Annotated in this window: 12 protein-coding genes; 4 read left to right on the top strand and 8 right to left on the bottom strand. The window is 61.7% G+C overall.

Annotated elements, in window-relative coordinates; translation table 11 throughout:
* Together ABSE61_RS23495 and ABSE61_RS23490 are read right to left on the bottom strand one after the other, a co-directional pair.
* Positions 1–454: transposase (locus ABSE61_RS23495; RefSeq protein ID WP_490338376.1), on the bottom strand; the 454-nt coding region annotated here is incomplete at its 3' end.
* A 576-nt stretch (positions 455–1,030) separates the two neighbouring features.
* The gene (locus ABSE61_RS23490) at positions 1,031–1,723 is read right to left on the bottom strand and encodes a DUF1013 domain-containing protein (RefSeq protein ID WP_423873525.1); all 693 of its coding nucleotides are present in this window, start codon (positions 1,721–1,723) and stop codon (positions 1,031–1,033) included.
* A gap of 232 nt (positions 1,724–1,955) precedes the next feature.
* Here ABSE61_RS23490 and ispH point away from each other — a divergent pair, with 232 nt between their 5' ends.
* The 3 genes from ispH to rnhA are packed head-to-tail and all read left to right on the top strand — an operon-like array spanning position 1,956 to position 4,375.
* Positions 1,956–2,921 carry a 4-hydroxy-3-methylbut-2-enyl diphosphate reductase gene (gene ispH / locus ABSE61_RS23485; RefSeq protein ID WP_423873524.1) on the top strand — a complete coding sequence of 322 codons (966 nt, stop codon included), beginning with the start codon at positions 1,956–1,958 and terminating at the stop codon, positions 2,919–2,921.
* Positions 2,922–2,942: 21 nt separating this feature from the next.
* Positions 2,943–3,911, top strand: coding sequence for a homoserine kinase (locus ABSE61_RS23480; protein ID WP_423873523.1), 969 nt, complete (start codon positions 2,943–2,945; stop codon positions 3,909–3,911).
* 11 nt (positions 3,912–3,922) lie between these two features.
* Positions 3,923–4,375, top strand: a complete 453-nt coding sequence (gene rnhA, locus ABSE61_RS23475) for a ribonuclease HI (RefSeq protein ID WP_423873522.1) — start codon at positions 3,923–3,925, stop codon at positions 4,373–4,375.
* 101 nt (positions 4,376–4,476) lie between these two features.
* Here the strand turns inward: rnhA and ABSE61_RS23470 are convergent, their stop codons facing one another.
* Positions 4,477–5,259, bottom strand: a complete 783-nt coding sequence (locus tag ABSE61_RS23470; RefSeq protein WP_423873521.1) for an SAM domain-containing protein — start codon at positions 5,257–5,259, stop codon at positions 4,477–4,479.
* Between the two features lie 61 nt (positions 5,260–5,320).
* Between ABSE61_RS23470 and ABSE61_RS23465 the strand changes: the two genes are divergently transcribed.
* Positions 5,321–5,533, top strand: coding sequence for a hypothetical protein (locus ABSE61_RS23465; protein WP_423873520.1), 213 nt, complete (start codon positions 5,321–5,323; stop codon positions 5,531–5,533).
* Here the strand turns inward: ABSE61_RS23465 and ABSE61_RS23460 are convergent.
* From ABSE61_RS23460 to ABSE61_RS23440, 5 genes are all read right to left on the bottom strand, one after another.
* A complete protein-coding gene (locus ABSE61_RS23460; RefSeq protein WP_423873519.1) occupies positions 5,530–6,015 on the bottom strand; it encodes a peroxiredoxin in 486 nt (161 codons plus the stop codon). The two genes, ABSE61_RS23465 and ABSE61_RS23460, sit on opposite strands and share 4 nt — an antisense overlap.
* Positions 6,016–6,130: 115 nt before the next feature.
* The gene (locus ABSE61_RS23455) at positions 6,131–6,685 is read right to left on the bottom strand and encodes a DUF924 family protein (RefSeq protein ID WP_423873518.1); all 555 of its coding nucleotides are present in this window, start codon (positions 6,683–6,685) and stop codon (positions 6,131–6,133) included.
* A gap of 24 nt (positions 6,686–6,709) precedes the next feature.
* The gene (locus ABSE61_RS23450) at positions 6,710–8,395 is read right to left on the bottom strand and encodes a long-chain fatty acid--CoA ligase (RefSeq protein WP_423873517.1); all 1,686 of its coding nucleotides are present in this window, start codon (positions 8,393–8,395) and stop codon (positions 6,710–6,712) included.
* 177 nt (positions 8,396–8,572) lie between these two features.
* Positions 8,573–9,922: a D-alanyl-D-alanine carboxypeptidase family protein gene (locus ABSE61_RS23445; RefSeq protein WP_423873516.1), complete on the bottom strand. Its 1,350-nt coding sequence runs from the start codon at positions 9,920–9,922 to the stop codon at positions 8,573–8,575.
* A gap of 191 nt (positions 9,923–10,113) precedes the next feature.
* A complete protein-coding gene (locus tag ABSE61_RS23440) occupies positions 10,114–11,892 on the bottom strand; it encodes a glucan ABC transporter ATP-binding protein/ permease (protein WP_423873515.1) in 1,779 nt (592 codons plus the stop codon).
* Positions 11,893–11,894: the final 2 nt, after the last annotated feature.

The raw sequence follows: 11,894 nt of genomic DNA, 5'->3' as shown, positions 1-11,894 counted from the left end.
TAGCAGAAGCATAGGTCAGCGCCACGATCTGTCCTACCCCCGGGGTCGACATCAACAGCCTGGCGTTTGCATTCAAACACGACATCGCGCGCACCCTTTTCTCAAACGTGTGGAACTCACCCAGTAACACGGCGCGCACCGAGAGCAGGGCCTCGCCGATTGTCTTTAGGTTCGGGTGACCCTTGACCAACTCCTTGATCCGCTCGGCAAAGTTCTTCCGCGTCGTCTTGCCGACCTTCAACCCAAAGCCACGCAAAATCCCGCGCAGGCTGTTCTCGACGTCGAGAAGCTTGCTCTGTACCAGCTTGCGCGCCGTCAGTATGGCCCGCACTTCCTGTGCAGCCATCGACTTGCAGTGCACCGGCCGGAACCAGCCAAGCCGCATCAATTGCGCGATCCCTCGGGCGTCGTTGCGGTCCGACTTCACCGGCATCGCCTTGAACGCATCACGCACGTTTCCAACCCGATCCGCCCAAGCCGAAAGCCTAGGGAACCAAGCCACCCGATCAACGCCGCCGGCTCGCTCTCGACCTTCGTCTCGCGAACAATCTTGCCGCTCCCGTCCACAACACACACGCCTTGAGCATTCCAATGACACATCGATTCCGGCATGATGCTCCATGGTCGTCTCCTTGATGCTTGGAGCGAGGTCAATCCTCGACTCCGTCACACCATCATGTGAGGGACGACCGCCCGCTGGGCCAAGAGGCCCGTTACCCCATCTGCGGGCGCAACGGGCGCCCGGCATTCCCTGCGCCCTCTGATTTCGGGGCACCAAGGTTTCATGCACGACTCGGGCGCAACGCGCCGCGAGGAGGAGAAGGTGTGTTTGAAATAGCCGATCGCGGTCGTCCCTGCCTAGTGCGCAATTGCGCACAGGAGCAGGGACCCCTGCGTGAGCACCTGCGCTCGTCGCGCCGCCGTGTCGGTTGTGTTGAGAGACGCTTGTCGGAGGCTTTCGCCCAACAACGGAGGTCTGTGGTTATGGGTCCCTGCTTTCGCAGGGACGACATCGATGTTGGAACGAACGCTATTCCTCGTCCGGCTTCTTGCCGCCGATGGTCTTGAGCTTGGCGAAGACCGCGTCGACGTTGAGGTCGTCGCGTTGTTTCTCCGTCGGCTCGTACTCCGGCTCCTTGCGTGTGGTCTCGGAGGCCGGCAGCAGCGTCGGGCCGCCATGGCCGATGTCGGTCGGCTTCTCCTTGGCCGCGCGCTGCACCTCGAAATCGAGTTCGATCTGCGAGCAGAGGCCGAGCGTCACCGGATCCATCGGGGTCAGGGTCGAGGCATTCCAGTGGGTGCGGTCGCGGACGCTCGCGATCGTGGTCTTGGTGGTGCCGACCAGACGCATGATCTGTGCGTCCTTCAATTCGGGATGGTTGCGCACCAGCCACAGGATCGCGCTCGGCCGCTCGTGACGGCGCGATACGGGGGTGTAGCGCGGGCCCTTTTTCTTGGCCTGGGGCGGCAACGTCACCTTGCTCTCGGCAATTCTCAGCCGGTAGTTCGGGTCGCCTTCGCCCTTTTCGATTTCGTCGCGGGTCAGCTGCCCGGTCGAAATCGGGTCCATGCCTTTGATGCCCTGGGCGGCGTCGCCGTCGGCGATGGCGCGGACCTCGAGCGGGTGCATTTTGGTGAAATCCGCCACCTGATCGAAGGTCAGGGCGGTATTATCGACCAGCCACACGGCAGTTGCCTTCGGCATCAGCGGTGCATTGCTCATGGCAAATCTCCTTTGCGCTTCGCCCACCTCCGGGAGGCGAAGCCATAGTCATCAACGATGACGGGAATTAGGGTCCTTATATGCTCTCCCGGGCTACGAGCGCAATGGGTTGCTCTTGACAGCGCCCAAAAGCCGTCCCAAGTCCTTGGTTAGATTTCCCTTTGAATCGACCGTTCCGCGACCCTTTCGGCCATGGTTAAGGCTCGGGGCCGATCCGGTCCGAGGCCGCCTAATGCCAGCCAAACCACCCCTGAAAATCGTGCTTTGTTCTCCACGCGGCTTCTGTGCCGGCGTGGTGCGGGCCATCGATACCGTCGAGCGGGCGCTCACGATCTATGGCGCCCCGGTCTATGTCCGCCACGAGATCGTCCACAACCGCTACGTGGTGGACAGCCTGAGGACTAAAGGCGCCATTTTCGTCGAGGAACTGGCCGAAATTCCCGACAACACCAACGCGCCGGTGGTGTTCTCGGCCCACGGGGTTCCGAAGTCGGTCCCGGCCGACGCCCGGGCCCGCAATTTCTTTTCGCTGGATGCGACCTGTCCGCTGGTCACCAAGGTGCACCGGGAGGCGGCGATCCATTTCAAGCGTGGCCGCGAAATCCTCCTGATCGGGCATTCCCATCACCCGGAGGTGGTCGGCACGCTCGGGCAATTGCCGCAAGGTGCGGTGACGCTGATTGAGACTGCGGAAGATGCGGCGACCTTCACACCGAAAGATCCCAACAATCTCGCTTTTGTGACCCAGACCACGCTGTCGATCGACGACACCGCGGGAATCGTCGCGATCCTGAAGGGGCGGTTTCCGAACATCTCGGGCCCCCACAAGGAAGACATCTGCTACGCCACCACCAACCGCCAGTTGGCGGTGAAGAAGGTCGCGCCTGTGGTCGATGCCTTGATCGTGGTCGGTGCGCCGAACTCCTCGAATTCACAGCGCCTGCGCGAAGTCGCCGAGCGCGAAGGCTGCGCGATCGCAATCCTGGCGCAACGTGCCGGTGACCTCGACTGGTCGAGATTCGAAGGCATCAAGAGCCTCGGCATCACGGCGGGCGCTTCCGCGCCGGAGGTGATCGTCGAGGAGATCATGGGCGCCTTCGCCGAGCGGTACGAACTGCACGTGGAAACGGTGTCGGCCGCGGAAGAAAACGAGTTCTTCCCGCTGCCGCGTTCGCTGCGGCCCGACGCGGCCGAATAACCTTAAATCAGGGTATCGCTCATGGCGGTCTACACCGACGTCGCCGCCGACGAGCTTGCGGACTTCCTGAAAAACTACGAGATCGGCGATCTCTTGTCCTACAAGGGCATCGCCGAGGGCGTTGAGAATTCCAACTTCCTGCTGCACACGACGTCGGGTTCTTTCATCCTGACGCTCTATGAAAAGCGGGTCGCTAAGGGCGACCTGCCGTTTTTTCTTGAGCTGATGACGCATCTCGCTTCGCGCGGGGTCAATTGCCCGCAGCCAGTGCAGGACAAAAGCGGCGAGGCGCTGCGCACCTTGGCCGGCCGGCCGGCGGCGATCATCACGTTTCTCGAAGGCATCTGGCCGCACAAGCCCAACGCCGTCCATTGCGCCGGCGTCGGCAAGGCCCTGGCCGAAATGCATCTGGCGGACGCCGATTTTAAGATGTCGCGCGCCAACGCGCTGTCGGTTTCGGGCTGGCGGCCGCTGTTCGAACAGGCCGCGCCTCGCGCCGACGAGGTCCAGCCAAACTTGCGGGCATTTCTGTCGGACGAACTTGATTATCTCGAAAGCAATATCTGGCCGAAGCATCTGCCCGTCGGCGTCATTCATGCGGATTTGTTTCCCGACAATGTGTTTTTTCTCGATGATCGCGTCTCCGGCATCATCGACTTCACTTTCGCCTGCACCGACATGCTCGCCTATGACGTCGCGATTTGTCTCAATGCCTGGTGCTTCGAGAGCGATTGCTCGTTCAACGTCACCAAGGCGCGCGCGCTGCTGTCGGCCTATGGCCGCGAGCGGCCACTGTCAAAGGACGAAGAGGATGCGCTGCCGCTGCTGGCGCGCGGCTCGGCGCTGCGCTTTCTGCTGACGCGTCTGGTCGATTTTCTCAACGTGCCGAAGGGCGCGCTGGTGCGGCCCAAGGATCCGCTCGAATACGTCCGCAAGCTGCGCTTTCATCAAAGCGTATCCTCGATCCGCGACTACGGCGTTCTCGCTTAAGGGAATATAAGGTGAGTTCGCTTCCCTCCGTCATCATCCACACAGACGGCGCCTGCTCGGGTAATCCGGGCCCGGGCGGCTGGGGCGCCATTCTCAAATTCGGCGACGTCGAAAAAGAGATGAAGGGCGGCGAGGCCCACACCACCAACAACCGCATGGAGTTGATGGCGGCAATCTCGGCGCTGGAAGCGCTGAAAAAACCCTGTTCGGTCGACCTCTACACCGACAGCCAGTATGTCCGCCAGGGCATCACCGGCTGGATCCATGGCTGGAAAAAGAACGGCTGGCGCACCGCCGACAAGAAGCCGGTCAAGAATGCGGAGCTGTGGCAGCGCCTCGATGAAGCCTTGAAGCCGCACGAGGTGCGCTGGCACTGGGTCAAGGGCCATGCCGGTCACGACGAAAACGAGCGCGCCGATCAACTGGCGCGTGACGGCGTGGCGATGGCGCGGCTGAAGGGGTAACTGCTAAAAATCGCGGACGACGACGTTTGATGCCTAGGGCCAGTAATACGGAACGACGAAATGGTAGAGGCCTGCCAACCCAAGAACGAAAATCAACCTGATCAAAACGCCCCGGAGCGAAAGCGCCGGCGGGATTCTGAATCCGCTCGAAGCGCGCAATAGAAGCGTTGCCAAAAGGACAAAAAGACAGGTTGCGATGGGCTTGTTGCTTCTCTTGATGAGCATGAAGATGAAAACCCAAACCAAATGGCATTCGTGGCGAACGCGGACCATATCTGAGCTTGCGCAGCCGTGGTTCTGAATTCCAGTGCCGAAACAGCATCCCACAAAAGGTACAGGGCGAAAATCAGGACCAGCGAAGACAGCCAGACTTCTTCCTTGTCCGAGGCAAACAGGAACAATATCGTCGTGATCACGACGGCGATGTCGATGTAGAAGCGCCAGGGGTGTTTCAGCGGGCGGACCCTGATGTCGCGGTGGTACCACTCCCATCCGCTGACCACGACGAGAATTCCGACGACCAGGCGAAGCAACACGATCCACTCGGTGGCGGTGGGCCAGACGAACTGCGATCCCTTGATCCAGTTCATCTGGACGAGCCGCCCGGCAAAGCCAACGCTGATCGCAACCGCGAACATTCGCCTGACGAAATCCTTGCGATCGTCGGCCAGGTTCGTGCCGTCTCGTTCGATGTTTCCGATGCCGTCGAGGATCGTCTGGAAGTGACCGGCCTTCACTCCCATCTGGCGCAGATCATCCCGCGTCAGTCCGAGATCCAGCAGTTGCGTCTCGTCGCCAGGTATCGCGGCCTGGTTAAACCTGCCCGCGTAATTGGTCGCTTCCGCGTCAAGACCTATCGTGCGAAACCAGGTTTCCAGCGTCATGGCGAGCCCCATCGTCAAAAGCGCAATTGGCGATAAGTCGCCACAGGTTTGCGGAGGTTGTGTGACGCGCTCAACGCGTCGCGCTCTCGCGGGCTGTCATAAAGCCCGCACCGGGACGACGGCGCGGCGGCAGTGCTCCGCCGGTCACGACGAGACCGAGCGCGCTGGTCAACTGGCGCGCGACGCCGTGGCGATGACAAATCGAAGGGGTGGGGATGTCGTCATTCCGGGTCTGGTGCTAGCGCACCATCCCGGAATGGCGGAAGAAAATTAGAGCTGTCCCAACAGCGTGTCGCCGCCGGAAACCTCGACCTTGCCGGGCGCGGGCTCGAGGTTGAATTTCTTGACCACGCCGTCTTCCACCACCATCGAGTAGCGCTTGGAGCGAATGCCGAGCCCGTTGCCGGAAGCATCCAGCTCCATGCCGATCGCCTTGGTGAACTCGGCATTGCCGTCGGCGAGGAAAATGGCTTCGTCGCGCTCGTCGGTGTCGCGCTTCCAGGCGTTCATCACGAAGGCGTCGTTGACGGACACGATTGCGATCGTGTTCACGCCCTTGTCCTTGATGGCATAGGCGTTCAGGAAAATGCTCGGCAGATGCGTCTTGTGGCAGGTGCCGGTATAGGCGCCGGGTACGGCGAACAGCGCGACCTTCTTGCCCTTGAAGATGTCGTCGGTGCCCCTGACCTGAACGCCATCCGCCGTCATCACGCGAAACTTGGCCTCGGGCAGCTTGTCGCCAACTTTGATCGTCATCGTCACTTCTCCTCAAATGGTGCGGGTGTTGTTAGACCGGCGTATTTCGCGGCACAATATTCGTAAGCCCACCGAAACGGCAACAGGCTGGCCCGTTCACCGTTCCGTCATCGCCTTAGCCGGAAAACCCGCCGCCGTCGAGAAAGACCTGCTCCGCGGGCGTCGTGGTGCGGCCAAGAACGCGGTTTCGATGCGGAAAGCGCCCGAACCTGCGGATAATATCGGCATGTTCCTTGGCATAGCGGAGGTTTTCCGTATCGGCGGTGGTGCGGAACAGTTCGACGCAGCGCAACTGGTCGGCCAGATCTTCCGAATGCATGAATGGCAAATACAGAAATTGCAGGAGAGGAGCTTCAATGCGTTCGTCGGCGCCGCGGGCGAGCGCGCGATGCGCGACCTCAAGTGCCTGAGCGTCGCTAGAAAAGGCTCTGGGGTCGCCGCGAAACATGTTGCGCGGGAATTGATCGAGCAGGATGACCAGCGCCAGCGCGCCGTCATCCGTCGTCTCCCAGGAAGACAACTCGCCTGCGACAGCCTTGTGCCACAAAGCGAGAAATCGCTCGCGCACGCTGGCGTCGAAGGCATCGTCCCGCTTGCACCAGCGCTCATCTCCGGCTGAACGCCAGAACGCTAGGACGTCGTCTGGTTCAAACGCGGGAACACCGCTCATCGCCCAAAAAGCAGACCTTCTTCCTTAAGCCGCCGCGGCCTTGGTCTCCTCACGCAGTTCGCGGCGCAGGATCTTGCCGACATTGGTCTTCGGAAGTGCGGTTCTGAACTCGATCTGTTTCGGCACCTTGTAGCCGGTGAGCTGCGTGGCGCAGAACTTGATCACGTCCTCGGCGGTGAGGCTCGGGTCCTTCTTGACGACAAAAGCCTTGACCGCTTCGCCGGACTTGGCGTCCTGCACACCGATCACGGCGCATTCCAGAACACCCGGATGGCTTGCGATCACTTCCTCGATCTCGTTCGGATAGACGTTGAAACCGGAGACGAGGATCATATCCTTCTTGCGGTCGACGATCTTGGTGGTCCCGTCAGCGCTCATCACGCCGATGTCGCCGGTGCGAAAATAGCCGTCTGCCGTCATCACCTTGGCGGTCTCGTCGGGCCTGTTCCAGTAACCGGCCATTACCTGTGGCCCCCGGGCGCAGATTTCACCCGGCTGGCCGAGCGGCACTTCGTTGCCGTCGTCGTCGCGGATCGATAGCCAGGTGGAGGGAACGGGAAGGCCGATCGAGCCGGTGAAGCGGTCGCCGTCGGCCGGATTACAGGTCAGCGTCGGCGAAGTCTCCGACAGACCGTATCCTTCCGACAGTGCGCAGCCGGTCACTGCCAGCCATTTGTCGGCGACGGGTTTCTGGGTCGCCATGCCGCCACCGAACGAGGTCTTGAGTTTGGAGAAGTCGATCTTGTCAAAGCCCGGCGTATTCAAAAGCCCATTGTAAAGCGTGTTGACGGCCGGGAAGCTGTTGATCTGATATTTCGACAGTTCCTTGATGAAGCCTGCCATGTCGCGCGGATTGGGTATCAACAGGTTGACGCCGCCGGCGCGCATCGCCAGCAGGTAACAGGCCGTCAGCGCGAAGATGTGATAGAGCGGTAACGCGCAGACAATGAAGAGCTGATCGACATGCGGTGGCTTTTTCAACGCCGGCTGCAACCAGGCATCGTTCTGCAGAACGTTGGCGAGGATGTTACGGTGGAGCAGCGTCGCTCCCTTGGAGACGCCGGTGGTGCCGCCGGTATATTGCAGGAAGGCAACGTCGTCGGGCATCAGCCTGGGTTTCTGGAACGTCATGGTCCGGCCCGCGGCGACCGCATCGTTGAAAGAAACGGCGCCGGGAATCGAATAGGGCGGCACCATCTTTTTTACCCGTCGCACCACGAGATTGACCAGCACGCCCTTGAGGCCAAGCAGGTCGCCCATGCTGCCGACGATGACATGCTTGAGCTGGGTCTTGCCCATCACCTGCTGCACGGTGGTGGCGAAATTCTCCAGCACGATGATGGCTTCGGCGCCGGAATCCTTCAGCTGATGTTCGAGCTCGCGCGGCGTATACAGCGGATTGACGTTGACGGCCGCATAGCCCGCGCGCAGCACGGCGGCGGTCGCAATCGGATATTGCAGCACGTTCGGCATCATCAACGCGACGCGGGCGCCCTTTTGCAAACCCTTGCTCTGGAGATAAGCGCCAAGCGCCAGCGACATCTCGTCGAGGTCGCGGTAGGTGATGGACTTGTCCATGCAGATGAAGGCCTTGCGCTCCCTGAACTTCGCAAAGCTTTCTTCCAATAATTCAACCAGGGATGAATATTGGGTCACATCGATATCGGCGGGCACGCCGGCCGGATATTGTTTGAGCCAGATGCGCTCCATGTCACTTCCCCTCTCGCTTCGCTTCCCTAGGATTGTGCCCGCTCATTGTGACGGGTCATCTTGGTTTTTGGGCAATATTGAGCGTTGCCGCCGCCGATGGCAAGCCGCCGTCACACCGAACGGGACGGGTCACAAAAAAGTTGCCGGCCCTGAAAGAAGGGGCGTTGAACCAGCCGCTTAGCTGCTCTTGGCGTCAGGCTTGGGTTTGGCCGGTTTGGCGACCGTCTTGGGCTTGGCCGACTTGTCGGCCATAGCCGGCTTGTCAGCGGTCTTGGCTGCCGCATTGGCATGCTTCGCCGGCTTGCTGGCGTCGTCGGCACCGGCCTCGGGGGGCCTTTTGGCCGCAACATGCGTCTTCTTTCCGCGATGCTTCGCTGCGACCGCTTCCTCGGCGGCGTCGGCCGCCACCGCTGCGATCAGGGCCGGCCCGGTGCGGGTCGGTCCGGTATAGACGGGGATCGGCTCGGAGACCGCGGGCGCAGCCGCCAGCAATTCCGACGGCTTCATGGCTGGCCCCTGCCCACCGGTCGCGAAGAAGGCGAGTGCCGGGGAACTGCCGGGAGCGGCGCTGCTGATTGTCGCGTCCTCGTCTTCGTCGCTCGCCGGCTTGTGCCGCTTGCCGCTGCACATCTCGTCGCGCAGGTTCGGCGGCGAGGCATCGATCGGCACGAGATTATCCACAGTGCCGAGCGAAGGTTTCAGCCACGACAGCGTATCGTTGGAGAAGCCGCGTTCCAGCATCTGGACGGCCTTGACCGCGCGCGCCTGGCCGGACGAAGCGCCGAGCACGACCGCAATCAGCCGCTTGCCGTCGCGAGTCGCGGAGGCCACGAGGTTATAGCCGGCCGCGCAGATGAAACCGGTCTTGAAGCCGTCGGCGCCGGGATAGCGTCCGATCAGCTTGTTGAAATTCTGGGTGATCCTGCGGCCGTAACGGATCGAGGGAATGTGGACGAAATATTCATATTCCGGCAGATCGTGGATGATTGCGCGGGCCAGGATCGCAAGATCCCGCGCCGAGGTGATCTGGCCATCGGCCGGCAGGCCGTTCGGATTGACGTAACTCGTCTGCGTCATGCCGAGCCGCTGCGCGTTCTGGTTCATCAGCTCGGAAAAGCCATCGATCGAGCCGCCGACGCCTTCGGCCAGAACCACGGCCATGTCGTTGGCCGACTTCACCAGCATCATCTTGAGCGCATTATCGACTGTTACTTGCGTGCCCGGCCGGAATCCCATTTTCGAAGGTGACTGCGAGGACGCCGTCGGAGATACCGTGAACAGCGTATCGAGGGTGATGCGTCCTTCCTTGATCGCCTTCAGCGTCACATAGGCCGTCATCAGCTTGGTGACCGAGGCCGGATACCAGGGATTGGTCGCATTCTCCGCTTGCAGCACCTTGCCGCTTTCGGCTTCGACGAGCAGCAGAGCTTCTGCGTTCGCCACGCCGATGGCGGCAAGCGTGAAGGCCGATACAACAGCGATCAAACGCAGCGGTGATTTGAAAAGCGACGGGCGATGAAATTGCACTATCCGATTCCGGTCCTTTGAGACCCGCCTTCAGAAAGGAGGCCTTCGCGATGTGACGTCAGGGTTTCAAGCGTGTCCGGCGGCAGCCGCCAACCTATACCGGCTCGCTGCGGGGGCTCAATAACTAATTCAACGGCGAACGAGGCCGAATTTCGACGGTACTTTAATATTGACTCCGGCGTGAGGTGTTTTCACGGCGCCTTGAGGGTCGCGCGAGCGCTCTCTTGCACCATGAACTGAGCCCTCGCCAGTTCAGCAAAACGGCCGCCTTTCGCGACAAGTTCCTCGAAAGTTCCGCTTTCGATCACGCGTCCGCCGTCAAATACCAGGATGAGCGTGGCGCTGCGGATGGTCGAGAGGCGGTGGGCGATCACGAAGGTGGTCCGTCCCTTCATCACCTCGTCCAGCGCTGCGTTGACCTTGGCCTCGGTGACGGCATCGAGCGCGCTGGTCGCCTCGTCAAGAATCAGGATCGGCGGATCCTTCAAGAGCGCGCGTGCAATCGACAGCCGTTGCCGCTCACCGCCGGACAGCATTCGGCCGCGCTCGCCGGCATTGGTGTCGAAGCCGCGCTCGCTGCGTTCGATGAATTCGAGCGCCTGCGCGCGGGCAGCGGCCAGCCGCAATTCTTCGTCTGTGGCGTCCGGCTTGCCGACCCTTAAATTGTCGGCGATCGTCCGGTCGAACAACAGCGCTTCCTGAAACACGACGCCGATGTTTCGCCGCAACGCCGTCAGCGTCAGGCCGCGGACGTCCATGCCGTCGATCTTGATGAAGCCGGACTGCGGATCGAAGGCGCGATGCAACAGCGCGATCGCGGTCGATTTGCCGGCGCCGGTCGGGCCGACCAGCGCGATGGTCTGGCCGGGCAGCGCGGCGAAAGAAAGGTCTTCGACCGCCGGCCGCTTGCCGTCATAGGAGAACGAAACGTCGTTGAATTCGACCAGGCCCGACAGCCGTCCGGTGTCGATCGCATCCGGCCGGTCGCGAACGGCGGGCACCGCATCGAGCACATGGAAGAATTCCGCAAGGCGCGGCGCCTCCATGAAGACGCTGTTGATGAAGCTGACGACCTGTTCGAGCTTCTGGATCAGCATGGTGGCGAAGGAGACGAACATCACGATCTCGCCGACTGAAGTCTGGCCGCGTTCGTGCAGCACGATGCCGACGGTGAAGATCGCGAGAATCGTGATCGTGGTCGAGGCCTTCGTGATCACGGTGACCAGCGCCCACCACGACAACACCGGCATCTGCGCCGCCAGCAATTTATCGACGACGAAGCGCACGCCCTGCACCTCGGCATCGACCCGCACGAAGCTCTGCACCAGTGCGACGTTGCCGAGCGCGTCGGAAGCGCGCGCCGAAAGATCGCCGTAATAGGTCTCGACCTCGCTCTGCATGCCGTAGGTCTTGCGTACCACCATCGTCGTCAGGACGGTGAACACCACGCAGAGCCCGAACAGAAGGATCGCCAGCCGCCAGTTGATGTAAAACGCCAGCGGCAGCAGCACGACCAGCGACATGATCGCGGCGAAATGCTCGCGGAAAAACCCGAGCCACAGCCGCCACAGCGCGTCGGTGCCGTTGATCATCACCTTCATCAGCCGGCCCGAATGGGTGCCGGTGTGGTAGGTGAGCGGCAGCTGCATGATATGTTCGAAATAGTTCGTCAGCACCGCCTGACGCTGGCGATGCGCCAGCCGGTCGGCGTGCAGCGCGACCCAGGCGCCGCACAGGATCGTGAACAGGCCGAAGGCGGCCCAGGCCAGCAGCATAGGCCAGGCCGGGGACGAGCCCAATGTGCCGCCGGCCGGCTTGCCGGAGAGCGTATCGACGATTTTGCCGAACAGCACCGGCTCGGCGAACTGGGCGGCCGCAAGCAACAGGTTGGCGCCGGCCAGGATCCAGCCAAGCCGCGCTTCCTTGCCGAGCAGTTGGAGCACGCGCAGATAAAGGCGGGGCAGGGACATCC

Source organism: Bradyrhizobium sp., from assembly GCF_049519115.1.
In the GTDB taxonomy this organism is placed as follows: domain Bacteria; phylum Pseudomonadota; class Alphaproteobacteria; order Rhizobiales; family Xanthobacteraceae; genus Bradyrhizobium.
The sequence above is the reverse complement of the archived record's forward strand: the minus strand, read 5'-3'. Positions and strand labels throughout refer to the sequence as shown.

What these genes read in the sequence shown, in the direction of transcription:
- ABSE61_RS23490 (WP_423873525.1), bottom strand. Translation starts at nt 1,723, where the DNA reads ATGAGCAATGCACCGCTGATGCCGAAGGCAACTGCCGTGTGGCTGGTC.
- ispH (WP_423873524.1), top strand. Translation starts at nt 1,956, where the DNA reads ATGCCAGCCAAACCACCCCTGAAAATCGTGCTTTGTTCTCCACGCGGC.
- ABSE61_RS23480 (WP_423873523.1), top strand. Translation starts at nt 2,943, where the DNA reads ATGGCGGTCTACACCGACGTCGCCGCCGACGAGCTTGCGGACTTCCTG.
- ABSE61_RS23470 (WP_423873521.1), bottom strand. Translation starts at nt 5,259, where the DNA reads ATGACGCTGGAAACCTGGTTTCGCACGATAGGTCTTGACGCGGAAGCG.
- ABSE61_RS23460 (WP_423873519.1), bottom strand. Translation starts at nt 6,015, where the DNA reads ATGACGATCAAAGTTGGCGACAAGCTGCCCGAGGCCAAGTTTCGCGTG.
- ABSE61_RS23455 (WP_423873518.1), bottom strand. Translation starts at nt 6,685, where the DNA reads ATGAGCGGTGTTCCCGCGTTTGAACCAGACGACGTCCTAGCGTTCTGG.
- ABSE61_RS23450 (WP_423873517.1), bottom strand. Translation starts at nt 8,395, where the DNA reads ATGGAGCGCATCTGGCTCAAACAATATCCGGCCGGCGTGCCCGCCGAT.
- ABSE61_RS23440 (WP_423873515.1), bottom strand. Translation starts at nt 11,892, where the DNA reads ATGTCCCTGCCCCGCCTTTATCTGCGCGTGCTCCAACTGCTCGGCAAG.